Source organism: Acinetobacter portensis (genome assembly GCF_010646905.1).
Taxonomy (GTDB): domain Bacteria; phylum Pseudomonadota; class Gammaproteobacteria; order Pseudomonadales; family Moraxellaceae; genus Acinetobacter; species Acinetobacter portensis.
Map to the genome: position 1 here is coordinate 2,684,928 of NZ_JAAARQ010000002.1, position 22,281 is coordinate 2,707,208.

General features: G+C 34.6%; 20 protein-coding genes. 10 read left to right on the top strand and 10 right to left on the bottom strand.

Features of this window, described 5'->3' with window-relative positions; translation table 11 throughout:
- The first annotated feature begins 390 nt into the window (after positions 1 to 390).
- Positions 391 to 1,446, top strand: coding sequence for a 3-deoxy-7-phosphoheptulonate synthase (locus GTK57_RS12715; protein WP_152873173.1), 1,056 nt, complete (start codon positions 391 to 393; stop codon positions 1,444 to 1,446).
- Positions 1,447 to 1,686: 240 nt separating this feature from the next.
- A complete protein-coding gene (locus GTK57_RS12720; protein WP_152873174.1) occupies positions 1,687 to 2,850 on the top strand; it encodes a PilT/PilU family type 4a pilus ATPase in 1,164 nt (387 codons plus the stop codon).
- A 99-nt stretch (positions 2,851 to 2,949) separates the two neighbouring features.
- Here the strand turns inward: GTK57_RS12720 and gcvH are convergent, their stop codons facing one another.
- The 3 genes from gcvH to GTK57_RS12735 form a co-directional block, all read right to left on the bottom strand.
- Positions 2,950 to 3,324 carry a glycine cleavage system protein GcvH gene (gcvH, locus tag GTK57_RS12725; RefSeq protein ID WP_152873175.1) on the bottom strand — a complete coding sequence of 125 codons (375 nt, stop codon included), beginning with the start codon at positions 3,322 to 3,324 and terminating at the stop codon, positions 2,950 to 2,952.
- 187 nt (positions 3,325 to 3,511) lie between these two features.
- Complete coding sequence (locus tag GTK57_RS12730) at positions 3,512 to 3,952, bottom strand: MaoC family dehydratase (protein ID WP_152873176.1); 441 nt, start codon at positions 3,950 to 3,952, stop codon at positions 3,512 to 3,514.
- A 26-nt stretch (positions 3,953 to 3,978) separates the two neighbouring features.
- On the bottom strand, positions 3,979 to 5,805 hold the full coding sequence (locus GTK57_RS12735) for an ABC transporter ATP-binding protein (protein WP_152873178.1): 1,827 nt from the start codon (positions 5,803 to 5,805) through the stop codon (positions 3,979 to 3,981).
- Between the two features lie 262 nt (positions 5,806 to 6,067).
- Between GTK57_RS12735 and GTK57_RS12740 the strand changes: the two genes are divergently transcribed.
- On the top strand, positions 6,068 to 6,499 hold the full coding sequence (locus GTK57_RS12740; protein ID WP_152873179.1) for a hypothetical protein: 432 nt from the start codon (positions 6,068 to 6,070) through the stop codon (positions 6,497 to 6,499).
- A gap of 97 nt (positions 6,500 to 6,596) precedes the next feature.
- Here the strand turns inward: GTK57_RS12740 and GTK57_RS12745 are convergent, their stop codons facing one another.
- From GTK57_RS12745 to plsB, 6 genes are all read right to left on the bottom strand, one after another.
- Complete coding sequence (locus GTK57_RS12745) at positions 6,597 to 7,133, bottom strand: DUF2058 domain-containing protein (protein WP_152873181.1); 537 nt, start codon at positions 7,131 to 7,133, stop codon at positions 6,597 to 6,599.
- Between the two features lie 14 nt (positions 7,134 to 7,147).
- Complete coding sequence (locus tag GTK57_RS12750) at positions 7,148 to 7,819, bottom strand: YoaK family protein (RefSeq protein ID WP_152873183.1); 672 nt, start codon at positions 7,817 to 7,819, stop codon at positions 7,148 to 7,150.
- Between the two features lie 35 nt (positions 7,820 to 7,854).
- Positions 7,855 to 9,048 (bottom strand): serine/threonine transporter SstT, encoded by a 1,194-nt coding sequence (gene sstT / locus GTK57_RS12755; RefSeq protein WP_152873185.1) that lies wholly within the window; start codon positions 9,046 to 9,048, stop codon positions 7,855 to 7,857.
- Positions 9,049 to 9,259: 211 nt separating this feature from the next.
- Positions 9,260 to 10,990 (bottom strand): SulP family inorganic anion transporter, encoded by a 1,731-nt coding sequence (locus GTK57_RS12760; RefSeq protein WP_152873187.1) that lies wholly within the window; start codon positions 10,988 to 10,990, stop codon positions 9,260 to 9,262.
- A 100-nt stretch (positions 10,991 to 11,090) separates the two neighbouring features.
- Positions 11,091 to 11,396: an ArsR/SmtB family transcription factor gene (locus GTK57_RS12765; protein WP_152873189.1), complete on the bottom strand. Its 306-nt coding sequence runs from the start codon at positions 11,394 to 11,396 to the stop codon at positions 11,091 to 11,093.
- A gap of 154 nt (positions 11,397 to 11,550) precedes the next feature.
- On the bottom strand, positions 11,551 to 14,049 hold the full coding sequence (plsB, locus tag GTK57_RS12770) for a glycerol-3-phosphate 1-O-acyltransferase PlsB (RefSeq protein ID WP_152873191.1): 2,499 nt from the start codon (positions 14,047 to 14,049) through the stop codon (positions 11,551 to 11,553).
- A 371-nt stretch (positions 14,050 to 14,420) separates the two neighbouring features.
- Here plsB and cysK point away from each other — a divergent pair, with 371 nt between their 5' ends.
- The 3 genes from cysK to GTK57_RS12785 all read left to right on the top strand — a co-directional run bounded on the left by cysK (position 14,421) and on the right by GTK57_RS12785 (position 17,482).
- A complete protein-coding gene (cysK, locus tag GTK57_RS12775; RefSeq protein ID WP_152873193.1) occupies positions 14,421 to 15,416 on the top strand; it encodes a cysteine synthase A in 996 nt (331 codons plus the stop codon).
- A gap of 173 nt (positions 15,417 to 15,589) precedes the next feature.
- The gene (locus GTK57_RS12780) at positions 15,590 to 16,483 is read left to right on the top strand and encodes a LysR substrate-binding domain-containing protein (RefSeq protein ID WP_163123898.1); all 894 of its coding nucleotides are present in this window, start codon (positions 15,590 to 15,592) and stop codon (positions 16,481 to 16,483) included.
- Between the two features lie 108 nt (positions 16,484 to 16,591).
- Entirely contained in the window at positions 16,592 to 17,482 is an 891-nt protein-coding gene (locus GTK57_RS12785) for a DMT family transporter (RefSeq protein ID WP_152873194.1), read from the top strand.
- 116 nt (positions 17,483 to 17,598) lie between these two features.
- On the opposite strand, the gene GTK57_RS12790 is transcribed toward GTK57_RS12785, so the two are convergent.
- Positions 17,599 to 18,039: a DUF2147 domain-containing protein gene (locus tag GTK57_RS12790; RefSeq protein WP_152873196.1), complete on the bottom strand. Its 441-nt coding sequence runs from the start codon at positions 18,037 to 18,039 to the stop codon at positions 17,599 to 17,601.
- Between the two features lie 217 nt (positions 18,040 to 18,256).
- On the opposite strand from GTK57_RS12790, the gene GTK57_RS12795 reads away from it, so the two are divergent.
- The 4 genes from GTK57_RS12795 (at position 18,257) to tauC (ending at position 22,271) form a co-directional block, all read left to right on the top strand.
- Complete coding sequence (locus GTK57_RS12795; RefSeq protein ID WP_152873198.1) at positions 18,257 to 19,306, top strand: NAD(P)-dependent alcohol dehydrogenase; 1,050 nt, start codon at positions 18,257 to 18,259, stop codon at positions 19,304 to 19,306.
- 264 nt (positions 19,307 to 19,570) lie between these two features.
- Positions 19,571 to 20,599 (top strand): taurine ABC transporter substrate-binding protein, encoded by a 1,029-nt coding sequence (tauA, locus tag GTK57_RS12800; protein WP_152873200.1) that lies wholly within the window; start codon positions 19,571 to 19,573, stop codon positions 20,597 to 20,599.
- 10 nt (positions 20,600 to 20,609) lie between these two features.
- Positions 20,610 to 21,395, top strand: a complete 786-nt coding sequence (locus tag GTK57_RS12805; protein WP_152873202.1) for a taurine ABC transporter ATP-binding protein — start codon at positions 20,610 to 20,612, stop codon at positions 21,393 to 21,395.
- Positions 21,396 to 22,271, top strand: coding sequence for a taurine ABC transporter permease TauC (gene tauC, locus GTK57_RS12810; protein ID WP_152873204.1), 876 nt, complete (start codon positions 21,396 to 21,398; stop codon positions 22,269 to 22,271).
- Positions 22,272 to 22,281 lie beyond the last annotated feature (10 nt).

A 22,281-nucleotide genomic window follows, 5' to 3' on the forward strand; every position in this document is an offset into this window, starting at 1 on the left:
AGGTTTTTTGCTATGAAACAAAAAATATCTTGTCAAAGCTAGTCATTACAGGTATTTTGGTTAAAAGCTTATTTTTATTAGATGAAAAGATGTTAAAGCAACCTGTTATCTCAAACGCAACTTATTATTTCTGGCAATTTAGATAATTGCCTGAACGCGTTTGGGCAGATAAATAGGTTGCCCACCAGTTTATACCTGATCGGCAACCCGATCAGGTTTTTTTATGTCTTTTAATTTATATTTTGGAGAATTTTCATGAAAACATTAACTTTGTCATATTTTAGCAACTCTTATTGGTTTTACTTTAATCAACTTATGACGCAATCCACTAGACCCAATATGCTCAAATAAATGATCGGACTGAAAAAATACAGTCCAAAGGAATGAAAAATGAATGCTTTAGTAAATACATTAGAAAAAACAACCAACAAAGAAACGACTTTAAGTTTGCCAACAGAATTAAAGGCAGCGTTACCATTATCTGCAAAATTAGTACATCAAATTTCTGAACAACGCCAAACCATTCAAAATATCTTAAATGGAAAAGATAAACGATTGATGGTGATTACAGGTCCATGTTCTATTCATGACCCGATTTCTGCATTTGAATACGCTGAAAATTTATTAAAATTACAAGCACAAGTATCTGACCAAATTTTCCTTGTGATGCGTGCATACATAGAAAAACCGCGTACAACAGTGGGTTGGAAAGGCTTTTTATACGATCCAAACCTAGATGGATCTGCAAATATGCAATTAGGCTTAGAAAAATCGCGTCAGCTTTACTTAGAAATAATTGAAATGGGTTTACCCATTTCTTCTGAAATTTTAAGCCCTATGGCAACAGCATATTTTGATGATTTATTGGCTTGGGGTGCAATTGGTGCAAGAACAAGTGAATCTCAAATTCACCGTGAAATTTCAAGTCATATGCCGTTTAGTATTGGCTTCAAAAATGGTACAGATGGTTCAATTCAAATTGCTTTAGATGCCATTCAATCGGCATCAAATTCGCATCAATTTTTAGGTTTAAGCCAATCAGGTTTACCATCTATTATTGAATCGGATGGAAATCCACATGCACATTTAATTTTACGTGGTTCAAATACAGGTGCAAACTTTGCTTTGGTTGAAATTGAAAAAATCAAACAAAAAGCAAAAGGTGAATTACCTGCATTAGTGATTGATTGTAGTCATGGTAATAGTAGTAAAAATCCGTTAAATCAGCCTGAAGTTTTAAAAACCATTGTTGCAGAACGCTTAAGTACGAATGTTCGCGGTGTGATGCTTGAAAGCCATTTGGTTGATGGAAATCAGAAAATTTCGGATGAAATGACCTACGGTCAATCTATAACCGATGGCTGTTTAGGTTGGGATAAAACGGCACAACTTTTAAACGATGTTGCTGATACTTTAAGATGCCGTGAAATCAAGCTTAGTGCCTAAGTTGTTATTTGTTTAAAAAAAACCTCTAACTTTTAGAGGTTTTTTTTATTATTTCAGATGAAAAACAATATGAAGTTTAGATTAATTTTCATTTAAATATAAATATGTGAAATACTTCAGGTTTTTACATCTCGTAACACAACACAAATTATAAGAATATGACTTTAGATAAAATATAAAATGTTGTTAATTAAAGCAATATTTTTAATATTTCATATAATTTTAAAGTGAATTTATTAAATGTACACCACAGAATTGCTCGACGAAGCGCGTAAATTTATGTTCCACATGCTCACCAAAGTGGTTGAGTATGGCGGATCTGACTTATTTATTACCGCAGATTTTCCGCCTAGCATTAAACATCAAGGTTTAATGAAGGCATTCGGTCAGCAAGAATTAACATATGAAAAAACAAAGTTATTTGCCTATAGTTTGATGAATGAACGTCAAAGAGTAGAATTTGAAACTGAACTTGAATGTAATTTTGCCATTAGCATTCCCAATGTTTCTCGTTTTCGTGTCAATGTATTCCAGCAACAATTAAATGTAGGCATGGTTATTCGTACCATTACTGCTGAAATTCCAAATTTTGAAAAGCTAAAACTTCCTGAAACGCTAAAAAGCGTGATTATGGAAAAACGAGGTTTAGTTTTAGTGGTGGGTGGTACAGGTTCGGGTAAATCGACATCTTTAGCTGCGATGATTGATTACCGCAATGAAAACTCGGCAGGGCATATTATTACCGTAGAAGACCCCGTTGAGTATGTACATAAACACAAAAAATCGATGATTACACATCGTGAAGTCGGTGTAGATTGTCATTCTTGGCACAATGCTTTAAAAAATACGCTGCGCCAAGCACCAGATGTTATTTTAATTGGTGAGATTCGTGATACTGAAACAATGGAACATGCTATTGCTTTCGCTGAAACAGGGCATTTATGTTTAGGTACGCTTCACTCAAATAATGCAAACCAAACACTTGATCGAATTATTAACTTCTTCCCTGAAGAACGTCGTAATCAATTGCTTATGGATTTATCGAGTAATTTAAAAGGCATTATTTCACAACGGTTAATTCGAACCCAAGATGGTAAGGGGCGTCGAGCTGCTGTTGAAATTATGTTGAATACGCCATTGGTTGCAGATTTAATTCATAAAGGTAATTTCCATGAGTTAAAAGAAGTGATGTCACGTTCACGTGAATTGGGCATGCAAACTTTTGATCAAGCATTATTCGATTTATATAATTATGGTGAAATTTCATATGAAGAAGCATTACGTAATGCCGATTCACTCAATGAATTGCGTCTACAAATTAAGTTAAAATCGACACGTCAAGATTCAAGTATCCCAACAAAATCATCTTCATTTAGTATGAATCATAAAGCTGATGATTCATAAATCTACACTTTAAAATTAAAGTGAATCATCATAAAAAAAGGCATCGAATAAGATGCCTTTTTATTTATTTTTACGAATGTTGTTTTATAAATATTTAAATTATAAGCCAGCTTCGTATTGTTCAGCTGAAAGTAATGCTTCAACATCTACAATATTGTCAGGCTTAATTTTATAAATCCAACCTTTGCTATATGGCGCATCATTTACAAAATCTGGGTCATCTTCTAAGTCAGCATTTACTTCTACAACTGTACCTGAAATAGGTGCATGAATATCTGAAGCTGTTTTTACAGATTCGACCACACCTGCTTGTTCACCCGCAGTAATATGCTGACCTACATCAGGAGCTTCAACATAAACTAAATCGCCCAATGCATCTTGTGCATGGTCTGAGATACCTGTAACAACAAGATCACCTTCAATACGAACCCATTCATGCGTTGTCGCATACTTCAATTCTGTAGGGTGATTCATTGTGGTAACTCCTTAAAATACGGCAAAATAACATTTGTTATGATTTATACATGTTTTTACAGCAAAACAAAAGCTGAATTCGCAAAGATATAGAGATCAACTGTTTAGACTTCAATCACTCTAACAAATAAATATAAATAGGCTATGTCAGCATTGCGAATGGGACGATATTCAGCATAAAAATGGCTTATTTGGGCTTTCTAAAAACCAAAATTTTAGTGGATGAGTTAAGTAATACATCATCATGTTGGTTTAAAGCTTGAGTGTTGTAAATCACAATACCACGATCAGGTTTTGACTGAGATGGAATAATATCTGTAATTTCAACTTCAACATGCAAAATATCATTTGGTCGAGTGGGTCTTGGCCAACGCATATTAACTTCAGAACCAATTAAACCATCTGCAAGTGGAAAACATTCTGTCCATAACCGCATAACGATAGAAGATGTATGCCAACCACTTGCTGCAATCCCTTGAAATATTGGATGATCTTTAGCTCTTTCTTCATCTAAATGAAAAACTTGAGGGTCGTATTTACATGCAAATTCTTTAATTTCATCAAGAGTTACCAAATAGTCGCGACTAATAAATTTATCACCAATATTTAAATCTTCTAGATACAACATTCATTAGGTTCCTTTGCTTTTAGTTGCTATTGATCTATTAAAAATCCGCCTGTTTGACGCTGCCAAAGCTTCGCATAAATACCATTTTTAGCAACCAATTCATCGTGCGTACCTTGTTCTACAATATGACCTTGATCAAGAACAATTAAGCGATCCATTTGAGCAATAGTCGAAAGACGATGTGCAATTGCAATGACCGTTTTTCCTTTCATTAATTCATTTAAGCTACTTTGAATTGCTGCTTCAACTTCAGAATCTAATGCACTTGTGGCTTCATCTAAAATTAGAATAGGGGCATCTTTTAAGAAAACTCGAGCGATTGCAATACGCTGGCGTTGACCACCTGAAAGTTTTACACCGCGTTCACCAACATAAGCGTCATAACCTTTTTTGCCACGTAAATCGGTTAAATATGGAATAAACTCTTCAGCTTTGGCTTTGCGAACAGCTTCAAACATTTCTTCATCTGTGGCATTTGGACGACCATATTTAATATTTTCAGATACAGTACGATGTAATAAAGATGTATCTTGCGTTACAAGTGCGATACTTTTTCTTAATGTATCTTGTGTGACATCTTCAATATTTTGACCATCAATGAGAATACGGCCTTGGTTTAAAGTGTAAAAGCGAAGAAGCAGCTGAATAAGTGTAGATTTTCCTGCTCCTGAACGTCCCACAACACCAATTTTTTCTCCTGGCTTTATGGTTAAATTCAACTGTTCAATCACATTTTTATCGTTATAAGCAAAATTTACATTTTCAAATAAAATTTCGCCTTTATTAACGGTTAGCTCTTTAGCATCTTTTTTATCTTGAATACTAATAGGGCGCCCTAATGTTTTCATACCATCTTGAATTGTGCCTACATTTTCAAATAATGCGGAGGTCTGCCACATAATAAATTCTGCAATACTATTAAGTTTTAAAATCATAGCTGTTGCAGCGGCAATTACACCTAACTCGGCCTTACCAATTGTCCAAAGCCAAATGGCAGTACCTAAAACACCAACATATAAAACAATGCTCAACATATTAATGCTGATTTCATACATTGTGCCTAAACGCATTTGCTTATAAACAGTGGTCATGAACTCTTTCATCGAGTCTTTTGCGTATTGACTTTCACGACCCGCATGTGCAAAAAGTTTTACTGTTTGAATATTAGTATATGCATCTGTTACGCGACCTGTCATTACGGCGCGAGCATCTGCTTGAGCATGTGAAATTTTGCTTAAACGTGGAATGAAATAAAGTGCAGCACAAATGAAAAGTGTAAACCAAACCAAAAGTGGAATAATTAAAATAGGTGATATTGAGCCTAAAACTAAAATCATGGTGAAGAAATAGATAAATACATAGGCTAGGATATCACCCAAAATGACCCAAAATTCACGTATAGCTAAAGCTGTTTGCATGACTTTTGACGATAACCGTCCAGCAAAATCATTATGAAAAAAATCTAAACTTTGTTGTAGAAGTAAATTATGAAATTTCCAGCGCAGACGCATTGGAAAAGTACTATAAAGAATTTGATGTTTGATAATTGATTGGAAATTAGCAAAGAAGATGTTTGCAATTAAAATACACGTTAGAAGTGTTAAATTTGTTTTGTGATCCGCTAAAAATGTTTCAGGCTGACTTTTACTGAGCCAATTGACTAAATCGCCAATTTTTGCATAAAAGAGTGCTTCAAAGCTTGCTGCACCTGCTGTACATAGTACAAGAATCAATAAATAGGGGCGAACACCTTTTGAGGCCTCCCAAACAAAAGGAAAAAAGCGAGTTGGAAGCGGTTTATTAAGCCCTTCATTTGGATAAGGATTTAATAATTTTTCAAACCACTTCAACATATTCAAACTCACTTTAATGTGCTGTAAATACTTAAATTACATTCTTTATTAGAATTTCATTTAAGTTTATTTATTAAATGCAAGTTTATCATGAAATTCTAGATTTAATGGGACCGTTCTAAACATGTAATTAAATTGTAAAAACCGTATATTCACATGATGTTTTTTGTGAAATTTATATAAATACAACAATGATATTGTAGAAATTCTTTAAAATAATGCTCAATAAAAAGGTTTACTGTTAAATTAATTTGAGAATTTTATGAAAAAATTTGTTTCATTTCTAATAATGAGTTCTATGACTCTGCCATTTTATGCATCTGCGAATGCAAATGTTAAAAGTAAACTTTTTATTCAACAAAACGATGAGACTAGTAACGAAATTAAAGACAATAATAAAGTTGATTTTTTTGAGTTGGCTAAAAAAAACGAACAACCTCTACCAACACCCAATTGGGATTCTTCAGATACGGTTAATATGAGCCAACACGACAGATCGCAATATTTATTTAATCAACGTAATTACTCTGCCTTGAATCATGAAGTGAATATCCAAAGAGCTGATGCACTTAAAAAAGCACGTGATGATGGAAAAATTAGTAATAAAAAATATCACAGAGAAGTGCAAAATCTTAAAATGTACAATCAACCTAAAGGACCTGGGTCTGTAGGTTTTTCAATTCCTTGGGAATAAGGTCACTTATTCCACTTTTTAATGCCTTGAATATTTAAAAAGAATTAAAAAATCCCCTAAAAATTGGGGCTTTTTTAATGAGGTCAGTGAATGCTTTTTACCACATTAAATCATCTGGAATAACATAAGCAGCGTACGGATCTTCTTCATCTGTAATGGCTTCATTTTTCTCTGAATTATTCACAATAATAAAGCCTTCTAACTTACTATTAATTCTGTCAGCAAGTGCTTTGGGTAAAAACGCATAGCTTTCACCATCTTTTGCAATAACAAGGCTACCTGCAACTAAGGCATTATAAATTTGTTGATTGATATAAACTTTTTTAATTTTACTATCATCAATAAATTGATACGAAACATCGCCATCAGTATTACGAATTTTATGTTGATTGATCATTTGTAAGATAGAAGCATATAGCTCTTTTTCTTGCAGAATAGCTTTTTTCTCTAGTTCAATTGCTTGATCTTTAGCAAGTTTAGATTGCTTATCTTGTTCAATCTTTGCTTTTATTTCAGCATCATGACTATCGCCCGTGCGTTTTTCATGAACAGCTTGTTTAGACAGTTTTTTCGCTTTTTTATTATCGACTAAACCCGCTTTGAGTAACTGAGCTTGAAGTGCATTTTTAACCATAAGAAATTATAAACCTATACTTTGTGTCGATAATGGAAATAAACGCCCCAATAAATGAAGCTTAATACAAGGCTTAAACTAGCAGGTATGAGGAATGAATCTAATTGTAAACGTGGATAAATACATGCCGCAATAATACCGCCAATTAAGAAACCAATCAAAATGAGTAAATGTAGAACAACTCGTTTTAGATCGATATCTAAACCACGCAGGCGATAACCTAATGCGAGCCCTAAATCTGTTAATACGCCAGATAAGTGTGTTGTACGAATGATGGTGCCTTTGTAATGGCTGATCATTGCATTTTGCACACCCATTGCAGCACTTGCCCAAAGTAAAGCATATTGCGGGAAATAGGGTAGAAATATCCAACATAATAAAATAAAAAAAGCCACCAAGCTTAGCGGAAAACCATAACGGCGACCTAAGCTGAAGTGACTATTTCCAAGAATCAGCCCACTATAAAATGAGCCAACAACATAACAAACAACAATAAGAAATAAATAGAGAAGCTGTGATAGATTCCAATCGAGCAGTGCCATTGCAAACATACTGACGTTACCCGTCATATGTGAAACAGATTGATGAAGTACGGTCACTAGACCCAATACATTCACTATTCCTGCATTAATAGCGAGGAAAAAAGTCCCAAATTGTAGCCAATATGGCAAAGTTTGAAATGGCATAGCGACATCTATACTAAGTTAATCATTTTATTAACTTATTTTAAACCACGATCTACTGCTGCTGTAAATAATACATCAGTCGAAGAGTTTAATGCTGTCTCGGTTGAATCTTGTAGAACACTGATGACCATACCAACGGCAACCACTTGCATTGCGATATCCGAACTAATACCGAATAAACCACATGCAACAGGAATAAGTAGTAATGAACCACCTGCAACACCAGAAGCACCACATGCAGAAATTGTGGCAACAACAGACAAAATTAACATTGTTGTGAAATCAACAGAAATACCTAAAGTATGAACAGTTGCTAATGTTAAAACAGTAATTGTTACAGAAGCACCTGCCATGTTAATTGCAGCACCAAGCGGAATTGCAACACTCGCTGTTGATTCAGGAACACCTAAGCGTTTTGCAAGGTCTAAATTCACAGGAATGTTTGCAGCTGAACTACGTGTAAAGAACGCGGTAATACCACTTTCACGTAAGCATTGAAAAACTAACGGATACGGATTAGAACGCGTCATCATTGCAACCATAATTGGATTGATGACTAAAGCAACAAAGAACATTGTGCCGAGTAGTACCGCAAGAAGGTGCATGTAGCTTGAAAGTGTTTTTAAACCTGAATCTGCAAAAGTCACAGCAACTAAACCAAAAATACCAATTGGTGCAAGGCTAATAACTAAACGAATCACACGGTTTACAGCATCAGCGGCATCGGTAAGGAATGATTTTGTTGTTTCAGATGCATGACGAAAAGCAACACCAAGTGCAACAGCCCAAGCCAAAATACCAATGAAGTTTGCTTCACTAATAGCAGTTACTGGGTTTGCAACAAAACTTAAGAGTAGGTTTTTTAAGATTTCAGCCAAACTACCAGGAGGCGACATATCTGCTTTAGCAAGATCTAAGATTAATTGACTTGGGAAGATCATGCTGACAATAACTGCACTTAAAGCCGCTAAAAACATACCAACGGCATACATCACCATAATTGGTTTAATGTAAGCATTACTACTTCCAACCTTGAAGTTTGCGATAGATGCAAGAACTAAAACAAAAACAAGAATAGGTGCTACAGATTTAAGCGCTTTAATGAATAAGTCACCAAGTAAACTTAAATATGGTGCTGCATTGGGGAAAACGACTGCAACTGCGACACCAAGAATGATGGCAAGAATAATTCGTTGTACTAAACTTAATCGCGTAAAAGCAGAAAACATAGGAGGGCCTTGTCAGAAACTACGAGGACATATATAAAATTAGTTGCGTATTTTATACTGAAAATAGATATAGCTAAAAAAATAATTTCAATATAAAAAATAAGCTCTTATTTTTACAGTCAAATTTTATTGTTTTACATCATATTTAAAAAAATATAACACCAAAGTTTTTACTAAATTCTTAGATTTAGTTGTTTTTGTGAGCAATAATCTACTCGATATTTAAGTCCTTGGAAAGTACTTGTATCGATTTATAGTGCGTTAAGAAAATTTGACCTTTCAACTGTGCCAAGAGTTTCGACTGTTGTAATTTATCCATAACAGGTCCTTTGATTTCGGATAGGTTTAAGCAAATATTTAATTTAGCCAATTCTAAATTTAAGTCTTCAAGCATTTCTAAAGCGCTTAAATCAATTGAACTTACACTGGAGCAGTTTAAAACAACATGTTTTAAATCGTGATTTTTACTAACTTCATTAATTAAAAAGCCTTTAAGTGCATTTGCATTTAAAAAACTTAAATTTTCATCTACACGAATAGATAAAATATGAGGATTGGTCACAACATCATATCTTTGTACATTACGAAAATGATGGGTACCCTCAATTAAACCAATAACAGCAATATGAGGTCGACTAATACGCCATAAAAGCAAAATAAAAGTTGAAATAATACCAATGATCAAACCTGTAGAAATATCAATACAGATCACACCAAAGAAAGTCACCCACATGGCAATACCATCGGCTTTCGAATATTGCCAAGTTTCAAAAAAAGGCTTGAAATCTACAAGCTTCCAGATAGAAACAATAATGGTGGCTGCCAATACCGCTAAAGGTAGGTCACTAAAAAAGCCTGTAAAATATAAGCTAACGATAACAATAAATAAAGAAGATAAAACACCTGCCATGGGTGTTTTTGCACCGGCATCGGCATTGACAACTGTTCGAGATAAACTGCCTGTTACAGGAAATGCAGAGGTGATTCCGGCACCAATATTCGCCAAACCTAAGGCAATGAGTTCTTGGTTACTATTCAATTGGCTACGTTGTTGCAATGCTGTTGCTTGAGCAATTGATAAAGACTCGACAAAACTGATCATTGCAATCATGGTTGCACCAGGGAACAAGGTAATCACTAAATCCCAAGTCCAATAAGGCATACTCAGCGGAGGGAAACCAGAAGGGATAACGCCTACGGTTTTAATGCCAATATTTTGTAGATTTAAGAAATAAACCAAACCAATAGATATAACAACTAAAAACAAGGGTACTGCACGAGATAGAAAAGCACTAGATTTAAACAAACCAGCAATTGTTGGATGATTAAAAACTTTTGGAATAAAAATTAAAAATAGAATTGCAGCAATGCCCAAGAACAAACTTTGCAAATGAATTAGGGAAAAATATTCAAAGATGCTTATTAAAAATTCGGGGATGTTATTGGCTTGTAAAGGAACATCAAATAAAAACTTTAATTGTCCCAATGCAATTAAAAGTGCTGATGCAATAATAAAACTTTTAATGACAGGATGGCTGATCAGCTGAATTAAAAAGCCAAAACGCATCATTCCTAAAAGCAAAGAAATGACTCCAACCATAAGTGCAAGTAAACAAGCTGCTTGAATATAAACAGGTGAACCCACTTCAAACAGTGGATTCAGGGTGGCAAAAGTCATCATTGAGATAATGGCAACAGGCCCGATAGACAACGTTGGACTGCTGCCCACCAATGCATAAATGATCATAGGGACAATACTTGCGTATAGTCCCATTACAGGTGGTAAACCTGCCAACATTGCATAAGCCATACCTTGTGGTACTAACATTGCAATTACAATAAGAGATGAAAGCAAGTCGGACTTAAAAGCATTTTGATTGTAATGATGTAACCACAACCAAGCAGGGATCTTTTTAAGAAGTGAGTGCTTGCTATTTTGCATAAAAAACTTTAAATCATAAATTCATATATATTATGCACAAAAAAAGCTAAGAAATCTTGAAAGATATCTTAACTTTTTAAAGTTGAATAGTTTGAATGGCTTATGCGCAGTACAAACGGTGCATCACTTTAAGAACTTCGACAAGTTTATGGTCTTTTATACTATAAAAGATTTGTTTACCATCTCGTCGTGTTTGCACTACATTATTTTTTCTTAAAACCATGAGCTGTTGAGAAAGCGTTGGTTGGCTAATTTTAGTCAATTTTTCAATTTGAGAAACATTAAGTTCTGCTTTAGAAACATGACATAAAATGAGAAGACGATCCGTATTTGCAATTGACTTTAGAACATTAACCAAAAGCTCGGAAGAATCCTGTATAGAATGAATCTGAAAGCCACTGTTCATCACTATTCCCCTTAAAAAAAGAGCTCTAGTATATGATGCTAGAACCCTTTGTTCATGGGCATTTAGTCGTATTTTTAATGGGTATTTATTATATGCTTACAACTTTTTATGATAAGTAAATATAATAAATTCATTAAACTTAATATATAAAAAACTATTTCTTCACCGTATCTTTTAGCTGTTTTAACTCTTTCTCTGCGAAATCACCAAAAGAATAAATTAATTGCTGAAGTTCAGGATTGTACCAAGACAAATGCGCTTTCGTAATCAATTCAAATTCTGCGCTAGGTTGAATTCCTTGTTTTGCTACATTAACCAAAGTCATATGTTTTAGAGTATTGATATAGCTTCTAAGTGTTGCACTATCAAAATAATAACCCGACTTAAAGTCCTGATGTGTAGATAGACGCTTTAAGACTACTTTTGCCATTTTTTCGAGTACTTTGATATCTAATTCTATGTTTGAACTATAACGTGGTATTAACTGAGAAATGAGTACCATATTGTTTAAACTTAACTGAGAAAGTACAGCGAATGTCATTACAATTTGCTGATTTCCTGATGATGAGAACTCAATCATATCGTGCTGAAGCTTAACGGCATTCAATGAACTCAATTTATTGAGTATTCTATCAATTTCATCATTCAATTCTGCATCGTTCCATTTTAAGAAAAACTCTTCTTTAAAAAATGGATAAAGTTGATGAATTTTCATTTTCAAAGAGGAAACTGAATTAAATTGCTGAGTCACAATAAGTGCACAAATCAGCGAAGGTAAAATAAAGCAGTGCAGAATATTATTACTAAAATAACTCAGTAGAATTTTTTGACTTTCTGAAACACGAACAAATTGTTGTTCATTTTCAGTGAAAATTTCAACTTGTTTAAGTTTATGCGCGTATTCAATAATTTCGGTATCAGATAAATCGGTAATAATCATTCGATCGTCATAGCGTAATGATTTTAAAACATCACGGAAAATACCAATTTGTTCAACAAGATTACTTTGTGAAAGTGTATGGTTTTCTGTATTAAGAAGAATAAGCGAAATAATTGAAATTGGATTAATCACCACCGCCTTATTAATATTTTCTAGAATTTCATTCGCAGTTTGATCCACTGTTTTTGAAACAGACTCAGGTAAATCATCATTCAAGTTTAATTTTACATTTTCAGCATCGTTATCTTTTAGAACTTCATTTAAAAGAATAGGTTCGCCAAAATTCACATAAACTTGCCCAAAAACTTTCTCAATTTTACGTGCAGAGTTCAAAATACCCCATAAAGATTCTGCTTCTTTCGGTTTGCCATTTAACTCATTTAAATAAGATGTGCCTTCCATCAGCTTTTCATAGCCGAAATAGGTTGGAATAAAAGCAATGGGTTTCGTTGAACCACGTAAATGACTTTCAATGGTCATGGCGAGCATGCCTTTTTTAGGCGGTAGCAATAAGCCAGTGCGAGAACGTCCACCTTCAATAAAGTATTCAAGTGGTGTATTACGCAATAAAAGGCTATGTAAATATTCTTTAAATACCGATGAATAAAGCGCATTACCACTAAATGTACGACGAATAAAGTAAGCACCCGCACCACGCATAATTTGCCCAACGACAGGCAAATTCAAATTAATGCCTGCGGCAATATGCGGAACCATCAAACCACGGTTAAAAATCACATAAGATAATAATAAATAGTCGATATGGCTACGGTGGCACGGCGTATAGACAATTTCATAATCTTTGGCAAGTTCGCGAACAGTATCAAAATTATGAACTTCAATACCATCATAAAGCTGTGTCCAAAGTTTGGTTAATGCCAATTCTGCGAAGCGTAAAGTTGAATATGAAAAGTCAGAAACAATTTCTGTTAAGTAACCTTTAGCACGGTTTTCTGCTTCAAACATGCTGACTTTTTTATCGATGCTTTCTTTACGAATAGCCGTTTGAACGGCTTCAGTTTTCATTAATTTATTAATTAAGTTTCGACGATCCGATAAATCGGGTCCTAAAATAGCTTCTTTATGCTTGTGAAAGCTTTCATCTAGCTCTTGAACAATGAGGTGAGCAGGAGAGAAGTTTGGACGTTCGGCTTTAGCTTTTTCAATTAATTCGCGTAGAGAAAGTGCTTTATGGAATTCAATGTAATTATCGCGTCCATATAACGAGACATTAATGGTCTGTTTGATTTTATTGGGTTTTGCCCAAGCATCGGCAAATAAAGCTTTAAGCCATGAGTTTTCATAGGCAGGAGAACGCCCCCAAAGTACAGTGACAGGAACAAGTTCAATATCGTACTCGTTATTTTTTTCTAAGGCTTCAATTAAACGAATGAGTTTTGCAGAATAATGGTAACTTTCATTTTTTTGCTCAGTTTCATTTAAGGCTAATATTGAATCTGCTTCATTCATATCGGCAATGTTTAACTGTGAAAATACTGAAGGCAAACCACGTTCTAACGCTTCTTTATCAATAAGAACGGTGTTGCTTAAAGAGGAATCTTCTAAGACATAACAAACTTTTGTTTTATCTGATTGTTGTGCAATTTTTTGTTCAAGTTCTGCTGTATTTCCTAATACTTGAGGCGACACAATTTTATCTAGAATTTTTTTTGTGAGATTACGATAAATTTTGCTATAGCGTGTGTTAGACATTATGTTCCCTAAATATTATTGCTGCCGAAGATGGTTGCAGGTCTTAAATCATGTTAAAAAACTATCTTTTATATATCTATTTTTTTCACATACGATAGAAAATAAACAGGGCATATAAACCGTATAGAAAGAAGTTTAATAACAGAATTTAATTATCATCTTGATATCACGGTATAAGTTTAACCCTATATGAGGTTTTTGCAGACATTTTTCAAATTTAATAGAGTAAAAAATCTAAATCTTATTCATATTTTGTTGAAAGTTAATCATATTTTCTTGTAACTATTATTATATAAAGTTAGTCCTTCTATATTCATAAAGATGTATGATAATTTTATCTTATAGATTCAATAATGATATAGGAACCTAAAATGACAACCGATTCAGCATTCAAAACTCCCGATAATCTTGGAATTGCAGTTTATAGCAATAACGCGGAAGCAATTGGTAATACGCCGTTAGTTCGTATTAATCGCTTAACAAATGGCGCAACTGTGTTAGCAAAAGTTGAAAGTCGTAATCCTGCATTTTCTGTAAAAGACCGTATTGGTGCAGCACTTATTGCAGATGCCGAAAAACGTGGTGTACTTAAAGCAGGTATGCACATTGTAGAACCTACAAGTGGTAATACAGGTATTGCTTTGGCTTTTGTTGCTGCTGCGAAAGGTTATGCGATTACTTTAACCATGCCTGCAAGTATGAGTATTGAACGCCGTAAAGTGTTAAAAGCTTTAGGTGCTAATTTAGTGCTGACAGAACCTGCTAAAGGCATGAAAGGCGCAGTAGAGGAGGCTGAACGTCTTGTTGCTGAGAATCCTGAGTTATATTTCTTACCACAACAATTTGCCAATCCTGCAAACCCACAAATTCATGAAGAAACAACAGGTCCTGAAATTTGGGCAGCGACTGAAGGTAAAGTTGATATTCTTGTCGCTGGCGTAGGTACGGGCGGCACCATTACAGGTATTTCACGTTACTTTGAAAAAGTAAAAGGACAAGCGATTTATTCTGTGGCTGTTGAACCTGCGGAATCTCCAATTATTGGTCAAGCAAAAAAAGGCGAAGACCTAACCCCTGGACCACATAAAATTCAAGGTATTGGTGCAAACTTCATTCCTAAAAACCTAGATTTAGACTTGGTTGATGAAGTCATTGCAATTGAAAGTGCTGAAGCAATTGAATTTGCCCGTAAATCTGCAACGCAAGAAGGTTTATTTGTGGGTATTTCAAGTGGTGCTGCTTTAGCTGCTGCTGCAAAACTTGCGGCACGTCCTGAAAATGCAGGAAAAACCATTGTTGCTATTCTTCCTGATACAGGCGAACGTTATTTATCTTCTGTACTTTTTGAAGACATTTCAGCCGATTAATAACACGAATTAGTCCTTTTAACCTAAAGTAAGAACTTATCAAGTATAGGTTCTTACTTTTTTATAAGTATAAGATTAAAATAACAAAGAATATTGTCAATTTTTCACCTTGAAAATGACTCCAAAAAGCAGATGATAGAGACCTGTATTGACATAAAAAGGAATTAATTTAAGTGTTCGATCTCGATTGCAAAGTACTCAATATATTTTTATACATTTATAAGTATAAGAGTGTGTCTATTGCGGCAGAACACTTAGGTATGACTCAGCCGACCGTGAGTAATATCTTAAATAGAATTCGCCAACACTATAACGATCCTCTATTTTTACGCATTGGCAATGAAATGATGCCAACAGAGTTATCTAAACAATTATTTCCGTTGATTAGTGAAGCATTAAATAAAGTCGAAACCATTAATAATTTTAATGTCGCATTTGATGAAACCACATCTCATCAGCAATTTACCTTAGCAATGACCGATGTTTCGCATTTGGTTTTATTACCAAAAATTTCTCAATACTTAAAAAAATACGCCCCACATATTCGTTTAAATGTACGTCAAATTACTACCGAAACAACGTATCAAATGGCGAATGGTGAAATTGATCTTGCACTCGGATTTTTGCCACATTTAGAAAATGGTTTTTATCAACAAAAACTATTTGAGCAATATTACGTTGTGATTGCATCAAAAAATCATCCTCGCTTAACCGATGAAAACATTACAACTGAGCAATATTTAAAAGAATCGCATATTGATATTGATGCAGGAATTGGTCATTACCATATTGAAAATGAGCTTTTAAATTTAGATTTAAAGCGTAATATCTTAATGCGTTTACCCAGTTATTTAGGTGTAGGCTTAGTTGTACAAGAAACTGATGCCATTGCCACTGTGCCTTATTATTTAAGTGAAGTACTTTTATCGCGTGGTAATTTGCAAATTTTTAATGCGCCAATTTCATTTCCAACATACGCAGTAAAACAGTATTGGCATATGTCGTGTCATCATAAAACCAGCCATCAATGGTTGCGTAAAATGTTGCATGATATTTTAGTAAAATAATCAAATGAATAATTCCTACACATTCAATCTTTATTTTTAAAAATCAATTAGAAATGACAGTGTGAAGGGAGTACATTTGCCGTACTTTATAGGAACCCCATATTTGTCATGGCAATAAGCTGGATACTTTTTACATTAATGGCTGCCTTTATGCAGGCATGGCGTAATGCATTTCAAAAACAACTTAGTGTCACTGTAGATGCTTATGGCGTCACACTTGCACGATTTATTTTTGCATTTCCATTGGCAGGTTTGTATTTATCATTTCTATACTATCAGCAACCTGTGAGTCATATCGTAAGTTTTCATTTTAAGTTTTGGTTATATGTTGGCATTGCATCACTTAGTCAAATTTTAGCGACTATTTTACTCGTACAACTATTTAAGCAAAAAAATTATGCGATTGGTGTTGGTTTAGCAAAAAGTGAAGCCATTCTTGCGGCAATTATTGGTGTTGCATTGTTGGGTGAACACTTAAGCCTATTGGCTTGGTTAGGGGTCTTTTTAGGTGCATTTGCGATTTTTTTATTAAGCAAAGGTGGAATTCAAAGTACGAAGTTTTCTTGGAATACCTTAATTATTGGCACAGGTAGTGGTTTATGTTTTGCCATTACATCGTTATTGGTACGTCAAGCAAGTTTACAGCTTGATATGTTACCTGTATTGCACCGTGCAGCGTGGGTATTATTTACCATTACAGGTATACAATGTTTTGTTTTGCTGTTTTTTTTATTGATTTTTAAACGTGCCACATTATGGGCATTGTGGAATCGCTTAGGTCTTGTCTTCAGAATTAGTTTTAGTAGTTGTGTTGCATCAATGGGGTGGTTTACCGCCATGAGTATGCAATCTGTTGCCATTGTGACGACACTTGGGCAAATAGAAATTTTGTTTAGTTTGCTTATTTCGGTGTACTTATTTAAAGAAAAATTAGTATCTACAGATCACTGGGGATTATTTTGGGTTGTAATTGCTGCGACCTTAGTCATTTGGGCGTAAATAAATAATGATGATATTTCTTTCACAAGTGATTTTCTTTTAAATGTCTAAATAAAATAGCTCAACAAAAAGGAGCTATTTTATTGTTTTGGTTTTAAGCCAAATTCAATTTAGAATTATTGAGTACGAACCCAAGTCTGACCACGTCCTAAAGCAGAAATTCCAATATAACCACGACCACTTAGTGTCTGACCATCTGCAGATAATTTTGCATTGAAGCTATATGTCTTACCATTTTTAGGATCAATAATTTTTCCATTATCATAACTATTCTTATCAACTTTCTGTAAACCTGAAACAATTTGCAGACCTTGTAGCTGTTTATTTTGAAATTTACCCGTACAGTCTACACATTTCGCAACATCATTAGGATTTAAAATTTCAATAATTTTAGCGGAAAGAACACCATTTGATGTTTCGGTAAATTGCACAACAGAAACAGCTTTTTGCGCTTTATCATCAATAGTTTTCCATTTTGTTCCATGTAATGGATCTGCGCCTATTGCCAAGCTAGATATAGTAAATAAGCTAATTAAACCTAAACTTCTTTTGAACATATATGTATCCCAATCCATTTGAGAAAATTATTGTGCCTATAAAATACATACAATACAGGCTAGATTAAAGCGATTAATGAAGATTTACTCGATTAACCTTTAAAATAATATTCACCTGATTGTTCATGTATATTGAATGAGTAGCTGATATAAAGATAGACAGTATCATTTTATTAACTTAAAACTGATTAAAATAGAAATACTTTGGAGAATAATCATGCCAATTCAAGTATTGGGTTACGCAGCCGAAACATCTACAAGCCCACTCGCACCTTATACCTTTGAGCGTCGCGACCCACGAGAAGATGACGTTGTTATTGATGTTGAATATTGTGGTGTGTGTCATTCAGATTTGCATCAAGCACGTAATGATTGGGGTTTTAGTACCTATCCAATTGTGCCTGGACATGAAATTGTTGGTCGTGTAACTCAAGTTGGCGTGAAAGCAACAAAATTTAAGGTCGGTGATTTGGTTGGTATTGGCTGTATGGTCGATTCTTGCCGTACCTGTTCATCTTGCGATGCAGGGCTTGAACAATATTGTGAAGAAGGAAATACAGGCACTTATGCCAGTGTCGATCGACATGATGGTCGTACCACGTATGGCGGATATTCAAAAACGATTGTATGTAGTGAAGCTTTTGTATTAAAAGTTCCTGAAAACTTAGATACCAAAGCCGTTCCACCATTATTATGCGCAGGAATTACTACATGGTCGCCATTACGCCATTGGAATATTGGGGCAGGTTCTAAAGTTGCTGTGGTGGGCTTAGGTGGTTTGGGTCATATGGCAATTAAATTGGCACATGCCTTAGGTGCAGAAGTTACATTATTCACCCGATCTGCCGATAAAGAAAAAGATGCGAAAATCTTAGGTGCTCATCATGTGGTGTTGTCTACAGATAAAAACCAAATGAAAGATGTGAGTAATCATTTTGATTTGATTATTGATACTGTTCCTTATAACCACGATTTAAAACCATATATCCCAACATTGTCTTTAAATGGAACGATTGTACTTGTCGGATATTTAGGTGAAATCAGCACAAATACCGTTCCACTCATTATGGGGCGTAAATCTGTTGCAGGTTCTTTAATTGGCGGTATTGAAGAAACTCAGGAATTACTCGATTTTTGTGGGAAGCATAATATTGTTTCAGATGTTGAGATGATTGATATGCAAAGTATTAATGATGCTTATGAGCGCATGCTGAAAAGTGACGTGAAGTATCGATTCGTTATTGATGTGAAAAGTTTAGTTGAATAGTTTCACTCTTTAGAAAATGATTGAAAAAATCGTCATTCAGTTTAAGCCTCATTTATGAGGCTTATTTTATTTGTAGATACTCATTTAGAATAATCAAACATCATATTATTCAATATAAGAATGTAAAACTTATGAATATTAGAGATATATAAATCTGTATTTATTAAATAGTAAAAAAATATATTCAAAGGAAATAAAGTTATTTTTCATAATAAAGCCAAATGTTTAGCATATGTGCTAGTTATCGCATTTAGTGAAAAAGATATGACGAATAAATCAAAACCGTTAATTGTGACGGTCATTGCGGTTATCGCAATTGCTGCTTTTCTCTATTTCCAAAATAAAGGCACTGAAAACAATACAACGAATACATCTAATAAATCAGAAAAAGCAGTTGTTATTGCATATCAAACAGGGGTAGATCCATCAAAAGTTGCTCAAGCTGATGGTGAATACGAAAAAGATAGTCAACAGTCCATTCAATGGAAAAAATTTGATACAGGTGCCGATGTTGTAAATGCACTTGCATCTGGTGATGTCGATATTGGTAATATCGGAACAAGCCCTCTTGCTGCTGCCGCAAGCCGTGAGTTACCAATCGAAGTTTTCTTTGTTGCTGCAAAATTAGGTGGCTCTGAAGCTTTAGTTGTGAGCAATAAATCAGGCATTCAAAAACCTGAAGACTTAATTGGTAAAACCATTGCTGTACCTTTTGTATCTACAGCACATTACAGCTTACTTTCTGCGTTAAAGCATTGGAATATTTCAGAATCTCAAGTCAAAATTGTGAACTTACGTCCACCTGAAATTTCAGCAGCGTGGGAACGTGGTGATATTGATGCAACTTATGTTTGGGAACCTGCGCTAAGTAAAGCATCTGCAACAGGTAAAGTTTTAACAGATTCTAAACAAGTCGGTGATTGGGGCGCTCCAACATTTGATGTATGGGTTGTACGTAAAGACTTTGCACAGAAAAATCCACAATTCTTAAAATCATTTGCTCAAACATCTTTAAAGAAAATAGATGAATACAATCAAGATTCTAAAGCATTTGAAGCGAATGCAGAGAATTTGAAAAAAATTGCAGATTTGACAGGTTCAGATGCCAAAGATATTCCATTGTTGTTATCGGGAAATATTTATTTAAACCAAGCTCAACAAGCGCAAATTTTTGATGGTGAATTTGCGAAGAATATTTTTGATACAGCAACATTCTTAAAAACTCAAGGCAAAGTAGATGCAGTAAAAGTAAGCTACAAAGACAATGTAACTTCTGAGTTTGTTAAGCCTTAAGGATGTAAAAATGAGTATCTTAAAAGCTGAAAACATTACATTAACGTACCCAAATCAGGACGTTTCTGTACTGAAAAATATTAACTTAGAGATTCATGAATCATCTTTAACGGTGATTTTGGGAGAATCAGGTTGCGGTAAAACCACTTTGTTAAATATTTTGGCAGGTTTTCAGAAAGTAAACTCTGGCGCTGTAAAAATTGATGATGAAGTTCTTGTCGCACCTGATGCACGCCGTGCTGTGGTGTTTCAAGAACACGCATTATTGCCTTGGTTAAGTGTGGCAGATAATGTCGCATTTTCCTTGAAGCTTAAAGGCTTAAAAGCGAATGAAATTAAAACTCAAGTCGATTCTATTCTAAATACCGTTGGTTTAGCTCACGTTGCAAATTCAAATATTTGGGAGCTTTCTGGTGGAATGAAGCAACGCGTTGGTATTGCTCGCGCTTTAATTAGTCATGCGCCCTTTATTTTATTAGATGAACCATTTGCAGCTTTAGATGCGTTTACACGTGAAAACATGCAAGAGTTTGTCCTAAATTTATGGATTAAGGAAAACAAAGGTTTTTTCCTCATTACGCATGATATTGAAGAAGCTTTGTTATTGAGTAATCAATTGGTTTTAATGACGGCTCGACCAGGAACAATTGTTGAAACATTACATTTAGATTTTGCTCAACGATATAAAAATGGTGAGTCAATTCGTTCAATTAAGTCTGATGCGAAATTTATTCAACTTCGTGAACAGCTATTTGAACGTTTAAAAAATCAAAAGTTACATGCATTGGAGATATAAATGAGTATTCAAACACAACAGATTGCTCAGAAATCTATCTCGACTATAAACGAAGAACATCTGCAGGCAAAAGTCACGCTTTCTCGTAAAATTCAGCAATATGTGAAAGGGCATTTGAGTTTAGTTTTAAGTATTTCAAGTGTACTCAGCATTCTTGCACTTTGGTTCTTAATTACTGCATTACATATTGTTCCTGAATTGTTTTTACCAAGCCCTGCAGCAGTGTGGAAAAAATTTATAACCGTTAGCCAAGATGGCTTTATGAAAGCGACGCTTTGGCAACATCTTGCGGAAAGTATTGGTCGTGTTTTCACTGCATTAATTGCAGCAGTTGTAATTGGCGTTCCTGTCGGCTTGTGGATGGGACTAAATAAATGGGTACGTGCTGTAATAGATCCATTGGTTGAATTATTGCGTCCAATTCCACCTTTGGCATATTTACCTTTATTGGTGATTTGGTTTGGTATTGGTGAAACTACGAAAATTCTCTTAATTTTCTTTTCAATTCTAGCGCCAGTCATTATTAGTTCAACACACGGCGTGATTAGCCATCAACAAAACCGTGAACGTGCAGCTTTGTCTTTAGGTGCAACACGCTTACAAGTTTTACAGTATGTGATTTTACCTACAGCATTACCTCATATTCTAACGGGTATTCGCATTGGGCTTGGCGTAGGTTGGTCAACACTTGTAGCTGCAGAGTTAGTCGCAGCAGATCGTGGAATTGGTTTTATGGTGCAGTCTGCGGCACAGTTTTTAATTACAGATACAGTTATTCTCGGCATTATCGTGATTGCGGTTGTGGCGGTGAGTTTTGAAATATTACTTCGGTGGTTACAAAAACAGTTAGCACCTTGGTATGGACAACAGTTGTAGAAGATTAGTT